The organism is Epilithonimonas sp. (genome assembly GCF_032055105.1).
GTDB lineage: Bacteria > Bacteroidota > Bacteroidia > Flavobacteriales > Weeksellaceae > Epilithonimonas.
In genome coordinates, this window is the sequence record NZ_DAMBRK010000013.1 from 48710 (window position 1) to 72164 (window position 23455).

Annotated in this window: 15 protein-coding genes; 12 read left to right on the forward strand and 3 right to left on the reverse strand. The window is 34.3% G+C overall.

Features of this window, described 5'->3' with window-relative positions; translation table 11 throughout:
• Window positions 1-20: 20 nt before the first annotated feature.
• Window positions 21-3179: a UvrD-helicase domain-containing protein gene (locus RTY06_RS11700; RefSeq protein WP_312825071.1), complete on the reverse strand. Its 3159-nt coding sequence runs from the start codon at window positions 3177-3179 to the stop codon at window positions 21-23.
• Window positions 3180-3387: 208 nt separating this feature from the next.
• The gene (locus RTY06_RS11705; protein WP_409450852.1) at window positions 3388-3984 is read right to left on the reverse strand and encodes a ribonuclease HII; all 597 of its coding nucleotides are present in this window, start codon (window positions 3982-3984) and stop codon (window positions 3388-3390) included.
• Between the two features lie 756 nt (window positions 3985-4740).
• On the opposite strand from RTY06_RS11705, the gene RTY06_RS11710 reads away from it, so the two are divergent.
• The 5 genes from RTY06_RS11710 to RTY06_RS11730 all read left to right on the forward strand — a co-directional run bounded on the left by RTY06_RS11710 (window position 4741) and on the right by RTY06_RS11730 (window position 16475).
• Window positions 4741-7608, forward strand: a complete 2868-nt coding sequence (locus tag RTY06_RS11710) for a SusC/RagA family TonB-linked outer membrane protein (RefSeq protein ID WP_312825072.1) — start codon at window positions 4741-4743, stop codon at window positions 7606-7608.
• Between the two features lie 20 nt (window positions 7609-7628).
• On the forward strand, window positions 7629-8993 hold the full coding sequence (locus RTY06_RS11715; protein ID WP_312825074.1) for a RagB/SusD family nutrient uptake outer membrane protein: 1365 nt from the start codon (window positions 7629-7631) through the stop codon (window positions 8991-8993).
• 481 nt (window positions 8994-9474) lie between these two features.
• Window positions 9475-12471: a SusC/RagA family TonB-linked outer membrane protein gene (locus tag RTY06_RS11720; RefSeq protein WP_312825076.1), complete on the forward strand. Its 2997-nt coding sequence runs from the start codon at window positions 9475-9477 to the stop codon at window positions 12469-12471.
• A 9-nt stretch (window positions 12472-12480) separates the two neighbouring features.
• Window positions 12481-13905, forward strand: coding sequence for a SusD/RagB family nutrient-binding outer membrane lipoprotein (locus tag RTY06_RS11725; protein ID WP_312825078.1), 1425 nt, complete (start codon window positions 12481-12483; stop codon window positions 13903-13905).
• Window positions 13906-13976: 71 nt separating this feature from the next.
• Complete coding sequence (locus tag RTY06_RS11730) at window positions 13977-16475, forward strand: T9SS type B sorting domain-containing protein (RefSeq protein ID WP_312825079.1); 2499 nt, start codon at window positions 13977-13979, stop codon at window positions 16473-16475.
• A 65-nt stretch (window positions 16476-16540) separates the two neighbouring features.
• Here the strand turns inward: RTY06_RS11730 and ffh are convergent, their stop codons facing one another.
• Complete coding sequence (ffh, locus tag RTY06_RS11735; protein ID WP_312825080.1) at window positions 16541-17905, reverse strand: signal recognition particle protein; 1365 nt, start codon at window positions 17903-17905, stop codon at window positions 16541-16543.
• A gap of 96 nt (window positions 17906-18001) precedes the next feature.
• On the opposite strand from ffh, the gene RTY06_RS11740 reads away from it, so the two are divergent.
• The 7 genes from RTY06_RS11740 to atpG all read left to right on the forward strand — a co-directional run bounded on the left by RTY06_RS11740 (window position 18002) and on the right by atpG (window position 23421).
• Window positions 18002-18367 (forward strand): hypothetical protein, encoded by a 366-nt coding sequence (locus RTY06_RS11740; protein ID WP_312825081.1) that lies wholly within the window; start codon window positions 18002-18004, stop codon window positions 18365-18367.
• Window positions 18368-18449: 82 nt separating this feature from the next.
• Entirely contained in the window at window positions 18450-19520 is a 1071-nt protein-coding gene (gene atpB, locus RTY06_RS11745) for a F0F1 ATP synthase subunit A (protein WP_312825083.1), read from the forward strand.
• A gap of 34 nt (window positions 19521-19554) precedes the next feature.
• Entirely contained in the window at window positions 19555-19764 is a 210-nt protein-coding gene (atpE, locus tag RTY06_RS11750; protein WP_034675836.1) for an ATP synthase F0 subunit C, read from the forward strand.
• 94 nt (window positions 19765-19858) lie between these two features.
• Window positions 19859-20353: a F0F1 ATP synthase subunit B gene (locus RTY06_RS11755; RefSeq protein ID WP_312825085.1), complete on the forward strand. Its 495-nt coding sequence runs from the start codon at window positions 19859-19861 to the stop codon at window positions 20351-20353.
• Window positions 20354-20358: 5 nt separating this feature from the next.
• Window positions 20359-20895, forward strand: coding sequence for an ATP synthase F1 subunit delta (gene atpH, locus RTY06_RS11760; protein WP_312825086.1), 537 nt, complete (start codon window positions 20359-20361; stop codon window positions 20893-20895).
• Between the two features lie 17 nt (window positions 20896-20912).
• Complete coding sequence (gene atpA, locus RTY06_RS11765; protein ID WP_312825087.1) at window positions 20913-22490, forward strand: F0F1 ATP synthase subunit alpha; 1578 nt, start codon at window positions 20913-20915, stop codon at window positions 22488-22490.
• A 64-nt stretch (window positions 22491-22554) separates the two neighbouring features.
• Complete coding sequence (gene atpG, locus RTY06_RS11770) at window positions 22555-23421, forward strand: ATP synthase F1 subunit gamma (RefSeq protein ID WP_312825088.1); 867 nt, start codon at window positions 22555-22557, stop codon at window positions 23419-23421.
• Window positions 23422-23455: the final 34 nt, after the last annotated feature.

The window sequence follows — 23455 nt, forward strand, 5'->3', positions numbered from 1 at the left end:
TTAGTCTATTTTCTCAATATCTAAATATAAATCACATCCGTTTTAATTACTTTTTTCCCAAACTGCTCCAGCTTCTCTTTGTAAAGAGCCACTTGTTTCTGATCTTTTTCCTTCTCTTCTCCAGTTTTGAAATCTACAATGATGATTCCGTCTTTGGTTTCTATCAATCTATCGGGGCGGTAAGTTTTTGATGTTTCATTTTCAATGGCAAGCATTTCTCTTTCGTTGATGATTTTCAAATTGGCTTCAAAATAGACGGAATAATTGTCATTATTAAGGACGGATTCAATTCTTTCAAAGATTGACGTTTTTTCTTCACTTGTAATTGTTCCTTCCAAAACATAAGAATTCAGGACTTTAATCACATCTTTTCTAGTATTGATTTTGGATAAAATCTCGTGGGTGAAAATCCCCATTCTTACGTGTTCTACACGATTCTGATAACTTTTGGAAGTTGTGGCAATCTCAATTTTTGAAGTCTTTTCAATAGATTGGGAAATCGACTGGATATTTTCCGACATGTATTCCTTTTTTTCTTTTCTCTTTTGCTTTTTTAAAGATTCTGTTGAGGTTTCGAATACATCAAAAGAATCTAATAATTCACCATTTTCTGTTGGCTGAAATTGTGTCACAAAATCAAGTAATTCCAGATAGTTAGTGGTTTTATTTGGCTTTTCTAGGTATAAAAATAGTTGTTCTACAGGTCGCGTTGTCGCCACATATTGAATGCAGAAACGGTCAATTTTATTTCGATAAGAATTGATAAAGTTGAAGTTGGCTAATTCCTCATCATATCTTTCCAGTTCAGGAGAAAACTGATTAAGAATGACGGTTTTAAGCTCATCTTGGCTGTCGAGGTCAAACCATTCGGAGAATTTGGTGTCATTATTTTTATTCTCCATTGGGATAAAAACAACGGGGAATTCCAGACCTTTCGCTTTGTGAATGGTCATAATCTGAATAGCATCCACATTTTCACTCGCCTGAATACTGATCTTCGAAGCTTCATCTTCCCAGAATTTCAAAAATTCTTTCAATGTTGCGCCTGCATTTTGAGTGTAATTATGAAGCATTTCCAAGAAATTCAGAAGGAAATCGGTTTCCTTATTCTCAACAGAAAATTCGTGAACGTAATATTCGATGAAATTATAAAGATTCAGTTGAGGAATATCTTTTTGAACAAGCTTTACATTATATTTCGAATTAATAAACTCCTCAATTTCAGTTTTCGATTCAAGGTTCAGTATTTCTTTAATTTCCGAAGTGAAATCTGTCATTTTAATTCTTCCAGAAACGTTCAAAAAGTACATCATTTTTACCAAAAACTGACGATTCTTAGGAACAAGATTCCATTTCAAAAACTCAATCAAAGCTTTTAATGTAAATGCTAAATCCAACGTCAATCCTTTTTCAGAAATCGTTTTGATATAGGTTTCTTTTCCTTTATAATTAACTTTCAAATTCCCTAACAATTGAGAGTAATTGAAAATATCCGAATTTCCTCGACAAAGAATGGTAATGTCAGAAAAATCAAAACCGTTGTCCAGACTTTCTTGGATGTCATTCTGCATTTTTGCGACCGTTTCTTCATAGAAAATATCTTTGGTAGAATTTTCTAAAAGATGAATTTTCACTCGACCTTCCAATTTGGATTTTGCACCTTGAACAGCATTTTCTCCGAATATTTTCTGATGTTCCTCATTCAAATCCTGCGACATAAAATCGTACAATCGATTATTAAAATCGACAATGTTTTTTGCACTTCGCCAATTGAATTCGAGGTTTTCCAGCGTGGCGAACTTCGGTGTGATTTCTTTTTTATTAATAATGTCGAGCATCAATTCACTCTCTCCACCACGAAATCTATAAATACTCTGTTTCGGGTCGCCCACAATCGTAAAACTTGTGTTGTCGGAAGTGATGCTGTTATCTCGAAGTGGAAGAAAATTCTGCCATTGCATCGATGAAGTATCCTGAAACTCATCAAAAAAGTAATGCTGAAACTGTGTTCCTACTTTTTCATAAATAAAGGCTGAAGGTTCATTTCTGAGATTTTCATTAATTAAAATATTAAATTTCGAAAGTAGAACCAAGTCATTTTCTTCCTCAATCTCCAATAATTTTTTCTGAATATCCGCATTCACTTTCAAAGGAAGAATCGCTTGTAGAACTTTTTCCTTTTTCTGAGAATTAATATAAAGTTCAATGATTTCTCTTCGCCAAGAAATGAGTTGGGGAAGAATGTCCAGAATTTCGGATTGTTTGTGTTTTCCTTTTGTGGAGGCGCCTTTTTGGAAAGTTTCAATCTTGGATTCTTCCGAAGTTGTTGGGAAAGGGAATTTCTTGTCTTTGATTTTATGAAACTCCAACATATTAACGAAGAATCCACCAATTCCACTTTTTCCACTTGCAAAATCCTCGATTTCAATGCCTCGATTTTTAATTAATTCTAAAGCTTGTTTTGTAATTTCAAGCGATTTTGTTTTATAAGAATTTATATTTTCTCGGAGTTCATTTTTTTTGTTTTCATAAGCTTGCCATTCAAAATCTTTATTGTCTTGCAAAGGTTGATAATGGACGTCGCTCACAAATTTCTTCGCCGAATTGTAAAGTGTTTGGTTGAGATTGACACGTTCATTATTATCCAAATTATAATTAATGAAATCCATAAATGCGTCTGAAACGGTTTCATCTTCGCCAATTTCGTCCAGCATTTTGTCAACCGCTTCTATCAAATAAGGTTCTGGCTGAATCTCCAGATTAAAGTTCTGAGCCAACCCTAATTCATAAGAAAAACTCTTTACCAATCGGGAGTTGAACTTGTCAATTGTTCCGATATTAAGCGTAGAGTAGTGGTGTAGAATATAATCTAGAACTTTTTGGGAACGGTAATGCAAATCTTCTAAAGGCACTCTATAACCTTTCTCAGCTAATGCTTCCTGAATGTTTTTAAGGTCTTGATTTTCGGAATAATTCTCTTTCACGAATTCGCCAAGATAAAAAAGAATTCTTTCCTTCATTTCTTTGGCGGCTTTGTTGGTGAAAGTCAATGCTAGAATTGTTCGGATTGCATCTGATTGATTTGGATACCTAAGGCAAATCATTAAAAGATTCTGAACCAAACGATAAGTTTTCCCCGAACCTGCAGAAGCGTTGATAACAATGTATGAGTTTTGCATAAAACAAATATAACCAATATCGTGAAGATTGAAAGGTGCTGTTTTGGTTAATTAGATTGTTTTAAAAAAAAATAATTGAATGTGTTTTTTTGTACGGGATGATACGGAGTATGTACGGGGTATGTATGGAGTATGTACGGGAATGGTACTTATGGAATATGGGAGTAGGTTTTAGTTTTACAAGAAGTAGTTCTAATGAAATTGTAGGTTATATTTCTACATCATAATCTAATCGAAAAGATCTTCTGTGATGGATGTTTGGACCATATTTCTTCAATGCTTTTTGGTGGACTTTGGTGCAATAGCCAAAATTGGTATTCCATCCGTACTCAGGAAACTCATCGTGAAGTTTTATCATCAGATTGTCACGGTAGTTTTTTGCAAGAATTGAGGCTGCTGCGATTGAAAGATATTTGCTGTCACCTTTTATAACACAATGGTGTGGAATGTAATTGTAAGGATGGAACTTGTTGCCGTCAACTAAAATTAATTCTGGTCTGACTTTGAGCTGGTCAAGTGCGCGATGCATTGCGTGGAGACTGGCGTTCAATATATTATGTTGGTCAATGAATTCGGGAGAAAGTTCTGCAATTGCAAAGTCTACTGCGTTTTCTCTAATGTATAAATCAAGATTCTGTCTGGTTTTAAAATTTAACGTTTTGGAATCGTTAACTAAATTTTGCTTAAAATTTTTGTCAACTATCACAGCTGCTGCAACAACAGGTCCTGCGAGACAGCCTCTTCCAACTTCATCGCATCCTGCTTCTATAAAGGTTTCTGAGAAGCTATTGTGGAGTTCTATCATTATGTAATTGAGTATTGATTTAAGTTTTCAAATTTAAGCATCATTTGTGGGAAAGATTAGTTTTTGAATAGGTTTTGTTTAGAATTATTACGATAATTTATTTTAAATAATTTTTAAAATTGAGGTTAAATTAGACTTAAATTAACGTGTGAAATTGATTTGCTTGTTATGAATCTGCTTAAGATTTTAATAGTGTATCTATTTTATTTTATGGATGTCGTTGCTTGTTTGTGTTTTTTTTGAATATCTTAATGGTTGGTGCGTTTTATTTTATTTTTGTTAAAAATGTTAATTGAGATATATTGGGTAGTATTTGTTTTGTTTTTTGATGTTTTAGTTTTGTTGTTTTTTGCTGTTTTATTGAATTATATTTATTTTTTAAAATTCATAAAAAATTAAATAAATGTAAATAGATTGAAAAATATTGTATTGTTTTCATGAGGTTTTATTTTGGTTTTTAGTGTTATTGTACTGATAGTCAATTGATTGATGTTTGTTTAAGTTTATTTGGTGTTATTTTTAATGTTTATAAATAAGGTTTTTTTAAAATAAATTTTGAAATGTAGCATTTTTAAGTTTGCTGTTTTTGTTTTGGTTTTTACTTAATGATTTGGTTTTATTTTTAATTATTTTTAGTTAATTTTTTTAAATTTTTAAAATTGATTATTCATAAAAATAATCGGGTTTTTATTATGAGTTGGTAGTGTTAATTTTAATTAACAAATTTACCGTCCTAAATATTAAAAATCTGTTAAGATGAATTTACGTTTAAGTGTAATGACTGTAGGCGTACTGTTTTTTACAAGCCAAGTGGTAATGGCTCAAAAAAATAGTGACACGCTTACAAATGAGACAGCAATTGAGAATGTTGTTATTATGGGGTTTGGCCAAAAAAAGGCTGTTCAAGAAGTTACTGGTTCTACTAGTACAATGAACGCGAAGTCTATAGAAGATGTACCAGTGGCTTCTGTAGATAAGATGTTGCAAGGGCGCGTGTCTGGTGTGCAAACGGGTAATGCATCTGGACAACCAGGAGGTATGGCTAGTGTACGTGTGCGTGGTATCTCTTCTATCAATGGGGTTACATCTCCTGTTTGGATTGTAGATGGTGTGCGTGTTTCTTCTGGTGATTTAACAACTAATGGAACAACTTCTAATGTCTTGGCAAATATGAACCCAGATGATATAGAAAGTGTTACTGTATTAAAAGATGCTGTTTCTACAGCTGTTTTTGGTGCTGATGCAGGTTCTGGTGTAATTGTTATTACTACCAAATCTGGTAAAAAAGGAAAGGCTAAGTTTAATTTTTCTTCTAATATAGGATATAATGACAGAGCTGTTAAGTCTTATAGAGGTTTTACAAGTGATGAGTATAAGTCTTATATTGCCACTGCCTATGCAAACAGATATCCAGCAGATTATGCTAACCCTAACGAAGCTTCAGCAGGGATTCTTGCAGGTCTGGAAGGTTCTGGTATTCAGCGTGTGTTTCAATCAACTGCTGATACAGATTGGTTAAAAGAAACCACTAAGAAAGGTTTTCAACAAAATATTGATTTTAACTTATCAGGAGCTAATGACCGTTTAACTTATTATGCATCTGCTAATTACATGACTCAGGAGAGTATTGTTAGAGGTTCAGATTTTAATCGTTTGGCGTTCACAACTAAAGTTTCATATAAAGCAACGGATAAATTAAAGATTTCTACAGATTTCCAAGCGTCATTTGGTAAAATTAATACTTTGTCTGATGGTGGTGCATTTTCTAATCCAATTTTGGCGCAGTACTTTAATAGACCAACGGATCCTGTACGTAATGCAGATGGTTCTTTCTATCTAGGCTCAGTAAGCAATGGCCGTTTGTCTAATAATATGTTTAACCCTGCTTTTCTTCAGCAGAATAATTATAACGAAGCTAGAACGGCTAGAATTTTTGGTAATTTGAAAGCAGAGTATCAAATTTTGGACAATTTGAAATATCAATTTGTTTTTGCTCCAGAATATATCAATGTTGAGGAGGATACTTATTGGTCTCCAAAACATGGTGATGGTTACAATTATAATGGTTATCAAAGGACTTCTTTTAATAGATATTTTAATTTCAATTTACAAAATATTTTAAGTTGGAATCATAGTTTTGATGTACATAATGTAGAGGTTTCTGCGATTCAAGAAGCTTATAAATCTGATCGTAAATACTTAACCGCTACAGGTATTGGAGTTGGGTCTCCAACGCTTCAGACTTTGGATAATTTTGTTGTGCCATTTGGTTACAATGGATCAGAAAAACCAACATCACGTTGGGGATATGCAGTAACGGCGCATTATGATTATGATAAAATCATTATGGTAGATGGTTCATATAGAAGAGATTATCTTTCTCAATTCCAGCCAGGTCAAAAAGCAGGTGATTTCTGGTCTGCGGGGTTAGGTTTTGATGTTGCAAAGCTTGGGATGTTAAGAGATAATAATGTGCTTACTATGTTGAAACTTCGTTCCTCTTATGGTAAAATAGGTAATCAGGTGTCTGCTAATCCTTATGCGCTTTATATGTTTACAACCAATTATAATGATACACCAGCAGCATCTTATACAGGTTTTGATAATCCTAATCTTTCTTGGGAGACTATCAAGCCGTTCAACGTTGGTTTAGATTTCGGTTTTTGGAATAACAGAGTTACATTGTCAGCAGAATATTATAACAAGAAAACACAGGATCTAATTTATAACCGTCCGTTATCTACGTCACAAGGAAGTATTATTACAAACTCTGATGGATCATTGTCTTATGGTGGTTACGTGGATAATATTGGTTCTTTGGTGAACCGTGGTTTTGAATTTTCTGTAAATGCAGATATTTTCAGAGGAGGTAGAGATGCGTTCAATTGGAGTATTGGAGGTAACTTATCTACTTTGCATAATGAGGTGACAGAGCTTTACGGAGGTGATGTTATTGGAAGTACAACAATCCTAAGAGAAGGAGAAGGTGTAAGAACTTTCTTTTTAAGAAAATGGGCAGGTGTAGATCCTACCAATGGTGATCCACTATGGTATATTAATGGTAAAGACGGTGCTACAACAAACAATTATGCAGAAGCACAGCAAGCAACTCAAGGTTCTTTTTTAAGTACTCTTTTTGGTGGTGCTAATACTAACTTAAGCTATAAAGGTTTTGCTCTTGATCTACAATTTACTTATGGATTTGGAGGTAAGATCTATGATAACTGGGCAAGGTATACGATGAGTGATGGTCAATATAATGCCACCTATCCTGGTTACGGTGATGTAATGGGTAACTATTGGACACCAGAAAATACCAATGCAGCTAATCCTAAGCCAATCTACGGTGGTAACAAAAGATCTAACGCAGCATCCACACGTTTCTTATATGATAGTGATTATATCCGTTTGAGTAATGCAAGATTTGGATATACTTTTGACCGTGATCAATTACAGGGTACATTATTGAACAGTGTGCAGATTTATGTAATGGCTAATAATGCATGGACGCATAGATTTGATAAAAATCTGAAGTTTGACCCTGAAACAAATGTGGCAGGATATACAGATTTGAATCTACCTGTTCTTAAGTCTTTCTTAATAGGTTTTAACGCAAGTTTCTAAAAACAAAAAAAATTAAAAAAATGAAAAAGAGATTATTTTCAATCGCTATATTTTCTGCATCTTTGTTCACCTTAACAACTTCTTGTAGTGATGATTTTGTAGAAACCGTATTCAATGAAGCAATCATACAATCTGATCTTAAGTCGTCAGATGAGGTTCAGGCTTTTGTTAGGGGTATTTATTCTTCTATGAGATCAGCAGATTATTATGGTGCAAATTATCTAGGATACGGAGAAGTACGTTCCGATGAGATGTTTAGTAATACCGCAGGTGGTTATTTTCTAAATGTTCAAAACTACACCATGCTTTCTAATGACGCCTATGCCGGTGATACTTGGAATAAAATATATGAAACAGTAGCCAAGGCTAATATTGTAGTTAATACCAATGTGTCAGGTTTTACAGATGCTAATTTTGCAGAATATCTTCAAGGAGAAGCTTATGGTCTTAGAGCTGTAGCGTTCTTTGACTTGTTGAAGCTGTATGGTCAACAATTTAGTGGAGGTTCTGTAGGTATTGTTTTGCCAACTAAGTATGATCCTAAAGCACTTATGCCACGTGCTAGTGTTGCAGAAACAGAAGCTCAGATCGATGCAGATTTCACCAAGGCACTTCAAATGATGGAGGCTAATGCAGGGTATGATCAAGCTGCAGTAAAAACTGATTTGTCTATCAATGCTCTAAAAGGCTTAATGACTCGTTTCTATCTGTATAAAAAAGATTATGCAAAAGTAAGATCGTTAGTTAACGATGTTGTTGCTTCTGGCAATTATTCGGTAGCACCTGCAGCACTTGTGAATGTGTTTTTTAGTTATCAGATGAATGGGGCGGCTTCCAACTCTATGTTTGAGCTTGCGGTAGGAATTAATTCTGCTCTTGCTACAGATTCTTATGGTTACTTAATTGGTCTACAGGGTTATGCTAATATTCAGTTGAAAGAAGGTGTTGTTGATTTATATGAAGCTAATGATGCTCGTTTGAAATTGATTACTGAGGATGCAGGTGATTATTTTGTTACAGGAAAATATACGCATGATAACGGAGCTGATAATATCAAAATGATACGTTACGAAGAGGTTTTGCTAGCAGGTGTAGAAGCAGAACTTAACGGTGGTTCTTCGGCTAAAGCTTTAGAGTACTATAATGATATTGTTACTAATAGAGGTTTAGCGGCAGCTACAAGTGTAACTATGGAAGATCTTAAATTGGAAAGATTGAAAGAACTTCTAGGAGAAGGTCAAAGACAGTGGGATCTATTGCGTTGGGGAGATAAGTCTTTCAAACCAGCTAATGTAGCAGAAACTATGCTAGCTTTCCCTATTCCAAGAAAAGAAACCAATATTGCCAATACGCCAATAGTTTCTAATCCAGGATATGATAACTAGATAATAGTATCTATCATAAATAAAGCCATCTCATTTTAAATGAGATGGCTTTTTATGTTAAAATGGTGATAGATGGTATTTGGATGATGTTAAAATTGTTATAATATGTAAATTATTTGTATTGGTTTGCTAGAGTGTGTTGATAACTACGTTAAAATCTACTTTTAAAAAAAAATGATAAATCTGTTAATATTTTAAATTTTTAATAAGATAAAATTACCGAATGAGGCTTATTTTTTAAGATGTACTAATCTTGTGCTAGAGTGGTTTTAAATAGGTTTTTTTAGTTTTTGTTAAGGGAGGATATCTAGATATGGGGTATTGTTAATTTGGTAATATTTTATTGCTATTTTGATGATTTATTAAAGCAAAATGCTTCAAAAATTGTGTTTAATGTAAGTTTTTAAGGAATTATTAACATTTTGTATTGCATATGTTAATAATGTTTTGCATTTTTGCTTATTGAAAAATTTGATTTGATATGAAAAAATTAACAACAAGCGTGTTGGCAGTAGTTCTTTCGTCGTCTTTTGCAATGGTTTCTGCGCAAACGGTAAAAGATACAGCGAATACGCAAGATATCGAAGGTGTAGTAGTTACGGCTTTGGGTATCAAAAGAGAAAAAAAATCTTTGGGATATGCATCTCAAGAGATAAAAGCAGATGCATTATCTGATGGAACAACTAACACGGGTAATATTGCTGCTCAATTATCAGGTAAGGTTGCTGGTCTTAATGTAACAACAAATACTAACTTTGGAGGTTCAGCTAACTTACTAATTAGAGGTATTAAAGGTGTTGGTGGTGGAAATCCATTAATTGTTATTGACGGATCTCCTGTGAATAATAATTCAACGTATGGGTCACAAATTGATTATGGTAACGCATTGTCAGATATCAATCAAGAAGACATTGAGTCCATAAACGTGTTAAAAGGAGCTGCAGCTTCTGCACTTTATGGAGAAAGAGGTTTGAACGGGGTTATCGTAATTGTTACTAAAAATGGTAAGGGTAAAGATGATGGTTCTTGGGGTGTAACATGGTCATCAACTGTGCAGGCTGGTTTTATAGATAAAAGCACTTTCCCTAAATATCAAACAAAATATGGAGCTGGTTATGATCCATCATTCACTTCTTCTGCGGCAGACGGAACACCGTATGCTAACTATACAGATGATGCATCATGGGGACCTGCATTTGATCCAAACCTTTTAGTTTATCAATGGGATTCTTTTGACCCGAGTTCTCCTAACTATGGAAAAGCAACACCTTGGGTAGCAGCAAAGAATGGGCCTATTGAGTTTTTTAACACGCCAATAACTTATACAAATACGGTTAGTTTAGAGAAAGGTCAAAAAGGTAAGAATATCTTATTTAGCTATGATAATATGACAGCTGATGGATTAATGCCTAATTCTCACATTGCAAAAAATACAATGTCATTAAAGGTAAATTATGACCTTACTGATAAATTGCATGCTTCTTTTTATTCTACATTAACACTTCAAGATACAAAAGGGAGAAATACTACTGGTTATAGTGATAACTTAGTTGGTGGCTTTAGACAATGGTGGCAAACCAATGTAGATCTTAAGGATTTGGAGCGTGCTTATCAATATGGTATCAACAATGCCACAGCTGCAAATAATTATGGAAATGTAACTTGGAACCGTACAAGTGCTGCAAACGGAGAGCCAACTTTCTGGAATAATCCATATTTCCAAGCTTATGAAAGCTACACTTCTGATAAAAGAAATAGAAGTTTTAGTTATGGGCAATTGGTTTATGATTTTAACAAAAATTTCAGCTTAACGGGTAAGGTATCTTATGATAGATCTACATTGTCTATTGAAAATAGATTGGCACAAGGTTCTCTATTGCAAGCTTTTGGCGCTTCTGGTAACAATGTAGGATCTGGTTATGCTAGACAAGATATTACTCAAACAGAGACTAACTATGATGTTTTCTTAAATTATAAGTTTAATATCACAGATAATATCAATGTAAGCGGTATTGCTGGAGGTAATATTAGAAGAAATTATTTAAATTCAATTTATGCTTCTACAGAGGGTGGATTAGTAGTTCCAGGTATTTATGCTGTAAGTAATTCAGTTTTATCGCCATTGGCGCCAGCAGAAAGATTAGAAATTTCTCAAACTAATAGTTTGTATGCCACTGCATCTGTGGATTTTTACAAGACTTTCTATTTAGATGCTACTTTTAGAAGAGATCAAAGTTCAACGCTTCCTGCAAGTGATAATTCATATTACTATCCGTCAATTACGGGATCGTTCATTGCTTCAGAGCTAATTAAGGCAGATTGGTTAAGTTTTTGGAAAATTAGAGCTAACTATGCCGAGGTGGGTGGAACAGCTCCTATATATTCTTTGATTAATACTTATACTTCTGCTGGAGTTTTCAGCAATGGAGAGTCTAGTGTAGGACTTTATAATTCTGTAACAACCAATAATAATCAAGAGCTTAAGCCACAAAGATCAAAAGAATTTGAAATTGGTACAGAAGTTCATTTCTTAAAAGATAGAATTACGTTAGATCTTGCTTATTACAAAACCAAAACTATTGATCAAATTATTGCTTTGCCAGTTTCTTCTGCAACAGGATTTACAACTCAGTACATTAATGCAGGACAAATTGATAACAAAGGTTATGAGGTTAGTTTAGGATTAGTTCCTTTCAAAACTCCAAATTTCACTTGGAATATGAACATCAACTGGTCTAAAAATGAGAACAAAGTTGTTTCATTAGCAGGAGATTCACAAAATTATTTATTAGCTTCTTTCCAAGGAGGAGTTTCCATGAATGCAAGAATTGGTGAGGCGTGGGGTACGCTAATTGGATCTGATTATGTTTACTTAGATGGTCAAAAGGTAGTTAATGCTACTACAGGTAGATATCTTAGAGAAAATAATAAAGTTATTGGTAATGCTACTCCAGATTGGATTGGTGGTATAAGAAATAGTTTTAATTATAAAGGTTTTTCACTTAGCTTCTTGATTGATGTTAGAAAAGGAGGTGATATATTTTCTCTAGATCAATATTATGGATTAGCAACTGGTTTGTATGAAGGTACAGAAAATTATAGAGAAAGTGGAGTTGTTTGGGAAGGTGTAAACCCTAATGGTCAAACTAACACAACTGTAACAGCTAACCCTTCTGCATTTGGTTCATTGGATGGTTATGCTCGTATGCCTGCTAAGAGATTTGTTTACGATGGGTCTTATGTTAAACTAAGAGAAGCTAGCATAGGTTATTCTTTACCAAAATCTTTACTTTCCGGAACTTTTGTTAACGAAGCTAAAGTGTCTATTGTAGGTAGGAACTTATGGATTATCCACAAAAATTTACCTGATGCAGATCCAGAAGCTATGGTGGGTGGAGGTCTCCGCTCTTACGGATATTCAATCGGTTCTCTTCCAACAACTAGAGATATTGGTCTAAACGTAACATTAAAATTCTAAATTATAAAAATGAAAAAGATATTTAATATATTAACAATCGGTGTTGTAGCTGCAATGAGCTTAACATCATGTGAAAGAGATTTAACCTCTTTAAATGACGATCCCAAACACCCATCTGTATTGCCATCCCAGAATCTATTGGCAATGGGGTTGCAACAGTCTTCTTATTATATGTTTACGGGAAGTGTAAATTTTAATAACTACAGATTCTTTACTCAACAATGGGCGCAGACTACCTATACAGATGAAACTACTTATAATCTAGTAACTAGAAATCAGCCAAGAAATCATTTTAACAGGATGTATGTTTATTCGATAAACAATTACAAAACTGCAAAAGTGAATCTTGAAACTGAAGCCAACTCTGCAGCTGTAAAAGCTAACAAACTTGCTTCATTAGAAATTTCTGAAATTTTTGTATGGGAGAACCTTGTAGATACTTTTGGTGATATTCCCTATAGCGAGGCTTTTAAAGCTAATGAGCAAGTATACTCACCAAAATATGATGATGCAAAAGAAATTTATGTGAGTTTATTAAGCAGGATAGATGCCGCAATAGCTACTATAAATGAGTCTAGCAACGGATATACCGACGGGGGAGATATTGTGTATTCAGGAGATATGACAAAATGGAAGCATTTTGCAAATTCTATAAAACTAAGATTAGCGATGAACTTAGCTGATGTTGATCCAGCTTTGTCAAAATCTGCAGCAGAAGCAGCTATTGCTAGTGGTGTAATTTCTAGCGAAGATGAGTCTTATGTATTCAAATTTGATGGAGGTACATTTATTAATCCTAATTACGACGATCTAGGTCCTAGAAATGATTATGTTCCTTCGGAACTTATTATCAATACTATGAATACTAATAACGACCCTAGACGTGCAGTTTGGTTTACTCAAGTAGATGGTGCTTATGTAGGAGGTGTTTTTGGAGAGCTTAACACGTTCCCAGATTTTTCTCATATGAGTGATGTCTTCAAATCATCTAGCGCTCCTGCTAACTTACTTAGCTATGTAGAAGTTTTATTTTTGAAATCTGAAGCAGCAGCAAGAGGTTATTCTGTAGGAGGAACAGCAGCAAGCTTTTATAACGCTGCTATAATTGCTTCTATGTCAGAAAACTCTGTTTCTACAGCAGATACTACAGCTTATTTAGCTGCTAATCCTTATGATGCTACTAATTGGAAGCAATCTATTGGTGTGCAGGCTTGGGTTGCAATGTTTAACAGAGGTTTTGCTGCTTGGAGTTTTTCTAGAAGATTGGATTATCCAGTTTTTGTAAATCCAGAAAACTCTCAACTTGAAGGAGTGCCTGTAAGAATGCCTTATTCTGATCAAGAATATGTACTTAATGCTCCAAACGTAACAGCTGCTGCTACAAAAATAGGTGGAGATAAAGCTATTACAAAGTTATTTTGGGATGCTAACTAATTAAAGTTATATTTCTAAAAAAAAAAGAGACTGTCGGTGGCAGTCTCTTTTTTTTATTTGTATTTTTGAGTATGTATAAGAAAGTATATTTTTTATTTTTTATTTATATAAACGTATTTGCATATGCTCAGTTAGATTTGGAGCATTGGTTTCCTCCCTATTTTAGAACTTCTCCTTATGATATTACGCAGTTGAGTGTATACATATCTACTGATAAAGAGGATAGTTTTCCCGTCAAAATATATAATAATAATACCCTAATCTCTACAATTACCGTTTCAAAGGATTCACCTGTGGAGTTTCCAGTGCCTAAAATATCTATGATAGAAGCAAGTTCTGTATTAAGGACAATGGTGCCTACAACCATGGGGTTGCACCTCACAGGGCAAAAAAGTTTTTATGCAAGTTTAAGACTTGCTGGATGCAGAAGTGGATGTAAATCCGAGATTATTGCGTCAAAAGGTAAAACTGCTTTAGGTAAAGAGTTTTTTGTAGTTAATGATCAAATTATATTGTACGGAAATAGTCCAGCGGGAAAGCATTATCAAGCTTCTATCATGGCAACAGAAGATAATACAAATATTAGTATTTCAGATTATGATTCGAATTTAATATTTATTAATGGAGATAAAAGTAATGAATTAAATATCACTTTAAATAAAGGTGAATCTTATTTACTTGTTGCAAGAAAACAGGATAATCCTAATCCGCAGGTTATTTTAGATGATTGGGATCCAAATCTAATTGGAGCAAAAATAACTTCGGATAAATCAATTATAGTTACTAATGGCAATTTCCTTAGTCAAGATTTAGGAGAAAGTGATTTCGGTGGAATTAACATGGATCAAAGTGTCCCTACAAGTAAAATTGGGAAAGAGTACTTTTTGGTCAACGGGATGACTAAGACAGAAACCGCAATGGAAAAGTCTATTATTGTTGCAACAAAAAATAATACAAAGATTTTTTTTAATAATGAAAATCAACCCTTTGCAACACTTAATGCTGGTGAACATTTTATTGGTCCCTATGGAAAACAAAAATTTATAGATGGTAATCAGCCATCATTTACAAATCCTCAAAGTTTAGTTATTCCTACACGAGGTATGTATATTAGAGCATCGGAACCAGTGTATTTATATCAACTTATAGGTGGATTCAATTTTGTAATAAAAGGACCAAGCCCCGATTTTACTTTGAGTAGTAGCGGAATGACTTTTTCATATCCTTTGGACAAAGACTATTTTCCTAATCCGTTACTAGGGTTAAAAAATATTTTAAAAATACCCTCAGTTGATAGGCTGGGAAGTATTGTTGGACAATCAAAATTATCTATAAAAACGCCAGTGGGTGCTAATGTTAAATTAAATGGATCTTTAATATCAAATAATCTATCACCTATGGTAGGAAAAGATGGATGGGGGTATTATACGGTTGTTCCAATTTCAGGTGATGTAGAAATACAGTCGGACAAAGGTTTTAATGTCGATCTCGTAGGCGGATTTGAGTATGCAGGCTATGGTAGTAGTTATACTGGTTTCTCTAATGATCCATACATTTTAGTTAATGGAAATTGCATACAGGAAAGTGTATATTTGAAATTAAGTAACCAAGATTTTATGACATTTCAATGGCAATTGGATGGCGTAGATATACCCGGAGCTAATAGTTATGATTACCACCCTTTAGTAGAAGGCAATTACCAATGTGTGGTTACTTATACAGGATTTAGTTTTACGACAACTCCCGTTTTTGTTCCCAATTGCCCATACAATGTTTATGACGTTGATATTGGAAATGTTTGCGCAAGTTTTGAAATAGATACAAAATTTACAGAAGCAGGTCATGTTTTTTCGCAACTAGAAATACTTACACAGCCTAATAATGGAATTGCAACGATTAGTGATAGGAAATTAATTGTTAAGATGACAGATTCATTCACAGGAACCGATAGATTAATTTACAAAATTACTGCCACAGATGGTTATTATGAGGTTTATAAAGCCAATTTCTTTATTCTTCCAAGTCCAATAGCAGATATAAAATCAGAAATTCAACCAAAATCTTTTCTAGACGACGTCTATTATTTTGATTTGAACTCAGCCATTAATAATGAAAATAACGAAACTTTCGATTTTTATTCAGCTTTGGATGATGCAGAAAATCAACAAAATCAACTAATTGACCATTTATCTAATTTCTCGGAGCTGCTTAATGTGGTTTACGTAAGAATCACAAATCAACATGGTTGCTATGTTATCAAAAAAGTTGATCTTGTTAGGCCCGCAGTAATCCCAGAGTCAGTAACATTACCAAACGCATTTTCACCAAATAATGATGGTTTTAATGATGTTTGGGATTACTCATTACTTAATGTTTTTCAAGATCTTGAACTTAAAGTGTATGATAGATATGGAAAGTTGCTTTTTACTCATACCAAAGATTATTTTTGGAATGGAAAAGTTAATAATATGCTTTTAACAACAGACTCATACTGGGTAGTATATTCTTATACAAATAAAGGAACAAGGGTTTCTAATAAGACAATGTGGTTACTATTAAAAAACAGATAGTTTGCTTTATAAAAAAGACCTTTTCAAAGTTGAAAAGGTCTCTTTTGTAATTTTAAAATTATTTATTATCTCCCAAATAAACCGCCACCCATTCCAGGCATATTTGGCATTTTGCTCATCATTTGCATCATTTGTTTACCTTGAGGACCTTGCATCATTTTCATCATTTTGCCCATTTGGTCAAATTGTTTCATCAAGGCATTCACCTCTTCTAGTTTTCTTCCTGCACCTTTCGCAATTCTTTGTTTTCTGGAAACATTGATGATAGAAGGTCTTCTTCTTTCGTCAGGAGTCATTGAGTGGATAATCGCCTCAATGTGTTTGAAAGCATCGTCATTGATGTCCACATCTTTGATAGCTTTTCCAACACCCGGAATCATCCCCATTAGGTCCTTCATATTACCCATTTTCTTGATTTGATTGATTTGCTTCAAGAAGTCATCAAAACCAAATTCATTCTTAGCAATTTTCTTATGAAGTTTCTTCGCTTCCTCTTCATCAAATTGTTCCTGAGCTCTCTCAACTAAGGAAACAACGTCTCCCATTCCAAGAATTCTGTCCGCCATCCTTTCCGGATAGAAAAGGTCAAGAGCTTCCATTTTTTCTCCGGTAGAGATGAATTTGATTGGTTTTTCAACCACAGAACGGATTGTTAATGCAGCTCCACCACGTGTATCACCATCCAATTTCGTAAGAACAACTCCGTCAAAATTCAAAGTGTCATTGAAGGCTTTTGCAGTATTTACCGCATCTTGCCCTGTCATCGAGTCTACTACGAAAAGTGTCTCAGTCGGTTTAATCGTTTGATGAACAGACTTGATTTCGTTCATCATTTGTTCATCAATCGCCAAACGACCAGCCGTATCCACGATGATGGTGTCAAATCCATTTGATTTTGCATAATTAATGGCATTCTCAGCAATCGCAACAGGATTTTTATTTTCTTCTTCCGTGTAAACAGGAATATTGATTTGAGTTCCAAGAACTTTCAACTGGTCAATCGCCGCAGGTCTGTAAACGTCACAAGCTACCAAAAGAGGTTTTTTGCTTCTTTTTTGTTTCAGATAGTTGGCTAATTTTCCTGAGAAAGTTGTTTTACCGGAACCTTGAAGACCGGCAATCAAAATCACAGTTGGCTTTCCGGAAAGGTTGATTCCTTCTTGAGAACCTCCCATTAGGTTTACCAATTCGTCGTGAACAATTTTCGTCATCAATTGTCCCGGCGTTAGCGATGTCAAAACGTTTTCACCAATCGCTTTATCCTGAACTCTTTTAGTAAGGTCTTTTGCAACTTTATAATTTACATCGGCATCCACCAATGCTCTTCGGATTTCCTTTACCGTTTCTGCAACGTTGATTTCCGTGATTTTTCCACGTCCGGAAATATTATGAAGCGCTTTATCTAGCTTGTCTTGTAAACTGTTGAACATAACTTTAAAAAGATATTTAAAGTTGCAAAAATAAGAAATTTTTATAGAAAAATCACGAATAGGTTGATTGATTCAAAAGTCATAAATTTGCCAATTATGCATAAACTAAAAAACTCACTACTTTGCCTTGTTTCATTTTTGATAATTGGGTTTTTCTGTACATTGTTTGTATATCAATTTGGACAAGAATATAAGATTAATAATAAACTTCAACTAGGGTTATTTTCTGTTCATCTCATTGGATTTTTGATTATTTTAGGATTTTATAATTTTACAAAGTATAAAGAAATTGGGTTTGTTTTTCTAGGATTAGTTGTTTTTAAGTTTTTTGCTGTTGCATTTTTGTTTTATCAATTCAAATCCGATTTTGTTTCTAACACGGTTGTTTACTTTGTATTCTATTGGATTTATTTGACTGTTGATATGTTTCTTGTTTTGAGGTTGTTGAAAAAACAAGATTAATATCATCTAATTAATTTTATAGGTTACTGTCGTATGTTATATTAATTTCATATTTTTGCAAAAAATTAAGAATTATCTGGCTATGAGTCTTAAAAAAATATACATCGTTATTACTGTTTTTATTTTCGGGCAAATTTTTGCGCAAACTTTGGGTGAAGAGCTTTCTGAAAAGGAAAAAAAATACAATCCGGTTCCTTTTATTATGCATCACGTTCAAGATTCGCATTCTTGGCATTTGTGGGGAGAGGGACATGATTCTTTTGGTTTTTCCTTGCCTGTGATTTTAATAGATAATGGTCTTAAGGTTTTTAGTTCAGAGAGATTTGGTCATGATGAGGAAGGAGTAGCTGAAGTTGATGGGAAGTATTATAAAATACATCACAATAAAATATATCAAACAAATGCTGCTGGTGATATAACTGAACATGATGGACATCCAACTAATAAAATGCCTATAGATTTATCTATTACAAAAGTAGTAGCACAGATGTTTGTTGCGGGGGTATTGTTGCTAATTATCGGTTTCTTAACTGCTGCTAGCTATAGAAAATCAAATATTCCTTCTGGATTGGCGAAGTTTATGGAGCCGTTGATATTGTTTGTAAGGGATGATATTGCTTTGCAAAATATAGGGTCTGTAAAATATCAAAGATATGTGCCTTATTTGGTGACTTTGTTTTTGTTTATATGGATTCTTAATATTATTGGACTTTTCCCAGGTTCTGCCAATACAACTGGTAATATTGCTTTTACTTTGGTGTTGTCAGTATTTACCTTGTTGGTAGTTAATTTGAGTGGGAAAAAGACGTATTGGATGCATATGATAGATCCATTAGGGAAAAATATGCCATTTGCAGGGAAAATATTGGTTTATATAATCTTGGTTCCTGTTGAACTTTTAGGTATTATTACAAAACCATTTGCATTAATGATTCGTCTTTTTGCTAATATGACAGCAGGGCATATCATTATCATGAGTTTGATATCTTTAATATTTATACTAGGCACGTATGCTATTACGCCTGTGTCTTTAGGATTGGCCTTGTTTATTTATGTACTAGAAGTTTTAGTCGCAGCATTACAAGCCTATATTTTTACAATGCTTACCGCGTTATTTATTGGTAGTGCCGTAGAAAGTGCTCATGATCATTAATAAAATAAAATAATTAATCTTTAAATTATAAGTTATGACAGGTAGTATCGCAGCAATCGGAGCTGGTTTAGCAGTTCTAGGAGTTGGATTAGGAATTGGTAAAATTGGTGGTTCAGCAATGGAAGGTATTGCAAGACAACCAGAGCAATCAGGTAAAATCCAAACTGCAATGATTATCGCAGCTGCTCTTATTGAAGGAGCTGGTCTTTTCGGTATCGTAGTAGCATTACTAGGAAACGGATAAGAAAATTATAAAGTATTCTGTGAACGGTTGGTTCATAGAATACTTTTTTAATAATTTATTTTTAAGAACAAATAACTAAATATTAAAATAAATAATGGATTTATTAACTCCCTCTATTGGTAATATATTTTGGACAGCAATCGTATTTTTATTTCTTGTTATATTACTAAGAAGTTTTGCTTGGAAGCCTATTTTAAAAGCGGTTAACGAAAGAGAAGTTACTATTATTGATGCTCTTAACCAGGCTAAGCTTGCAAAACAAGAAATGACTCAGCTAAAAGAAGATAATGAAAGGATTCTTCGTGAAGCTAGAGCCGAAAGAGATGGTATTCTTAAAGAAGCAAGAGAGCTTAAAGATAAAATAGTAAATGAAGCTAAAGATAACGCTAAGGTAGAAGGTGAAAAACTAATTGCTGCAGCGAGACAGTCTATCCAAAGTGAAAAATCAGCAGCAATGGCTGATATAAAGAATCAGATTGGTTCTTTGTCTGTTCTTATTGCCGAAAATATCTTAAAAGAAAAATTGGACGACAATGGTGCTCAAAACGCTTTGGTAGAAAATATTCTTAACAAATCTAACCTTAACTAATCAGGATGTTAACATCTAAAGTAGCTAAAAGATACGCACAGGGTTTATTGGATTTCACTCAGGAGTCCGGTAACACAGAAACTGTTTTCAGTGAAATGAAAGATATTGTGAAAATCATGACTTCTTCTAAAGAACTGAATCATTTTGTGAACACCCCAATCATTGATGCAAGAAAGAAAGAAGCAATTGCTTTAGAAATATTCAAAGATTTTTCTCCAGTTGCTAAAAACATTATCAGACTTGTTATCAAACAGGGAAGAGAAGGTCAGCTTAAGAATATTGCTCAAGAATTCATCAATAAAGTAGAAGATATCAAAGGTACTCAAAGAATTACTTTGGTTTCGGCAACGGCTTTGTCTCAAGATAATATTAATAAAATCATTGCTGATTCCAAAATGGTGAATGTTTCTAACTATGATTTGGAAACTATTATCAAACCAGAGATTCTTGGAGGTTATATCTTAAGAATCGGTGACCAGCAAATTGATGCTTCAGTGAGAACTAAGCTGGGCAATATCAAAAAAGAATTTCAACTTAATTAAGAAAAAACAACCATATAATGGCAGAAATAAATCCGGCAGAAGTATCAGCGATACTGAAGCAGCAATTAGCAAATTTCGATACCCAATCTAACGTAGAAGAAGTTGGTACTGTTCTTACGATAGGTGACGGTATTGCTCGTGTTTACGGTTTGGAGAACGTACAGTACGGAGAATTGGTAAAATTCGAGGCTGGAGTAGAAGGTATCGTTCTTAACCTTGAAGAAGATAATGTTGGGGTTGCACTTTTGGGTGAATCCAAATTGGTAAAAGAAGGTGATACTGTAAAAAGAACTCAAAGAATCTCTTCTATCAAAGTTGGTGAAGGAATGCTTGGTAGAGTTGTTGATACATTAGGAAACCCAATCGATGGTAAAGGACCTATCGGTGGTGACCTTTATGAGATGCCATTGGAGAGAAAAGCTCCAGGTGTTATCTTCCGTCAGCCGGTAACTGAACCATTACAAACTGGTATCGTTGCGATTGACTCAATGATTCCTGTAGGAAGAGGACAAAGAGAGTTGATTATTGGTGATAGACAAACTGGTAAAACAGTTGTGGCTATTGATACCATTATCAATCAAAGAGAATTTTATGATGCTGGACAACCAGTATATTGTATATATGTTGCAATCGGACAAAAAGCTTCGACTGTAGCTCAAATCGTTAAAACATTAGAAGACAAAGGTGCTTTGGCTTACACAGTTGTTGTAGCTGCTAACGCTTCTGACCCAGTTCCAATGCAGGTTTATTCCGCAATGGCAGGTGCATCTATCGGTGAGTTCTTCAGAGATACTGGTAGACCAGCTTTGATTGTTTATGATGATTTGTCAAAACAAGCGGTTGCTTACCGTGAGCTTTCTCTTCTATTGAGAAGACCACCGGGACGTGAGGCTTATCCAGGAGACGTTTTCTACCTACACTCAAGATTGTTGGAAAGAGCTGCGAAAGTTATCGCTGATGATACTATTGCTGCTCAGATGAACGACCTTCCAGAATCTCTTAGACCAATCGTAAAAGGAGGTGGTTCTTTAACTGCGCTTCCAATTATCGAAACTCAGGCGGGTGACGTTTCTGCATATATCCCAACAAACGTAATCTCTATTACAGACGGACAGATTTTCTTGGAGTCTGATTTATTCAACTCTGGGGTTCGTCCAGCGATTAACGTTGGTATCTCTGTATCGAGAGTAGGAGGTAATGCTCAAATTAAATCAATGAAAAAAGTGTCTGGTACTTTGAAACTAGACCAAGCTCAATATAAAGAATTGGAAGCGTTTGCTAAATTCGGTTCCGACCTGGATGCTGCAACTCTAGCAGTAATTTCTAAAGGAGAAAGAAACGTGGAGCTTCTTAAGCAGCCAGTTAACTCTCCACTTCCAGTAGAAAATCAAGTTGCTATGATTTATGCAGGAACTGAGAACTTATTGAGAAATGTTCCAATCAGAAAAGTTAAAGAATTCCAAGTGGAATATGTTGACTTCCTGAAGAACAAACACCCAGAAGTAATGTCAGCACTTAAAGCTGGTAAGATTGATGACTCAATCACAGGTACTTTGAAACAAGTTGCAACTGACCTTGCAGCGAAGTATAATTAAAAAAATTCAATGTTCAGAGTTTAATCAACGTTAAACTCTGAATTTTAAACTTTGAATATTTAGAATGGCAAACTTAAAAGAAATACGAGGCAGAATTTCATCTATATCTTCTACGATGCAGATTACAAGTGCGATGAAAATGGTTTCCGCTGCGAAACTAAAAAAAGCACAGGACGCAATCGTAATGCTGAGACCTTATTCTGAAAAACTTCAGGAGATTATAGAGAATGTAAGTGCAGCATCTGATGCAGAAAACATCTCTGAGTTCGCAGTAGAAAGAGAAGTGAAAAAAGTCCTTTTCATTACCGTAACTTCCAACAGAGGTTTGGCTGGAGCTTTCAACTCTTCTGTTATCAAAGAATTGAACACTCAATTCGCAGCTAACGAAAACGTAGAAGTTGAAGTTTTAACCATCGGTAAAAAAGCTTTTGATGCGTTGAGAAAAAACAGAACGGTTTACGAAAACCACAGTTCTCTGTTTGACAACCTTTCTTTCGACTACGTTTCAAATATGACGGGCAAAGTAATGGCGGATTTCAAAGCAGGAAAATTTGATAAAGTTTATGTTGTTTACAACAGGTTTATCAATGCTGCAACGCAGGAAGTGGTTACTGAGCAGGTTTTGCCAATTTCTGTTTCAACGGAGAAAACCACTTCTGAGGTTAACGTAGATTACATCTTCGAACCTGGAAGACAAGAGATTTTGGAAACATTGATTCCTAAATCTATCAAAACTCAAATCTTCAAAGCTGTCTTGGATTCTGTAGCATCAGAACACGGTGCAAGGATGACAGCAATGCACAAGGCAACCGATAATGCAGAAGCGCTTAGAAACGAACTAAGAATCTTCTACAACAAAGCAAGACAGGCTGCCATTACCAATGAGATATTAGAAATTGTTTCTGGAGCAGAAGCTCTTAAGAACAGTTAAGAAAAATAAGTTAAAGTTAGTAGTTAGTTATAAA

What these genes read in the sequence shown, in the direction of transcription:
- RTY06_RS11705 (WP_409450852.1), bottom strand. Translation starts at nt 3,984, where the DNA reads ATGATAGAACTCCACAATAGCTTCTCAGAAACCTTTATAGAAGCAGGA.
- RTY06_RS11700 (WP_312825071.1), bottom strand. Translation starts at nt 3,179, where the DNA reads ATGCAAAACTCATACATTGTTATCAACGCTTCTGCAGGTTCGGGGAAA.
- atpG (WP_312825088.1), top strand. Translation starts at nt 22,555, where the DNA reads ATGGCAAACTTAAAAGAAATACGAGGCAGAATTTCATCTATATCTTCT.
- RTY06_RS11755 (WP_312825085.1), top strand. Translation starts at nt 19,859, where the DNA reads ATGGATTTATTAACTCCCTCTATTGGTAATATATTTTGGACAGCAATC.
- RTY06_RS11730 (WP_312825079.1), top strand. Translation starts at nt 13,977, where the DNA reads ATGTATAAGAAAGTATATTTTTTATTTTTTATTTATATAAACGTATTT.
- atpB (WP_312825083.1), top strand. Translation starts at nt 18,450, where the DNA reads ATGAGTCTTAAAAAAATATACATCGTTATTACTGTTTTTATTTTCGGG.
- RTY06_RS11725 (WP_312825078.1), top strand. Translation starts at nt 12,481, where the DNA reads ATGAAAAAGATATTTAATATATTAACAATCGGTGTTGTAGCTGCAATG.
- RTY06_RS11710 (WP_312825072.1), top strand. Translation starts at nt 4,741, where the DNA reads ATGAATTTACGTTTAAGTGTAATGACTGTAGGCGTACTGTTTTTTACA.
- RTY06_RS11740 (WP_312825081.1), top strand. Translation starts at nt 18,002, where the DNA reads ATGCATAAACTAAAAAACTCACTACTTTGCCTTGTTTCATTTTTGATA.
- atpH (WP_312825086.1), top strand. Translation starts at nt 20,359, where the DNA reads ATGTTAACATCTAAAGTAGCTAAAAGATACGCACAGGGTTTATTGGAT.
- RTY06_RS11720 (WP_312825076.1), top strand. Translation starts at nt 9,475, where the DNA reads ATGAAAAAATTAACAACAAGCGTGTTGGCAGTAGTTCTTTCGTCGTCT.
- atpE (WP_034675836.1), top strand. Translation starts at nt 19,555, where the DNA reads ATGACAGGTAGTATCGCAGCAATCGGAGCTGGTTTAGCAGTTCTAGGA.
- atpA (WP_312825087.1), top strand. Translation starts at nt 20,913, where the DNA reads ATGGCAGAAATAAATCCGGCAGAAGTATCAGCGATACTGAAGCAGCAA.
- RTY06_RS11715 (WP_312825074.1), top strand. Translation starts at nt 7,629, where the DNA reads ATGAAAAAGAGATTATTTTCAATCGCTATATTTTCTGCATCTTTGTTC.
- ffh (WP_312825080.1), bottom strand. Translation starts at nt 17,905, where the DNA reads ATGTTCAACAGTTTACAAGACAAGCTAGATAAAGCGCTTCATAATATT.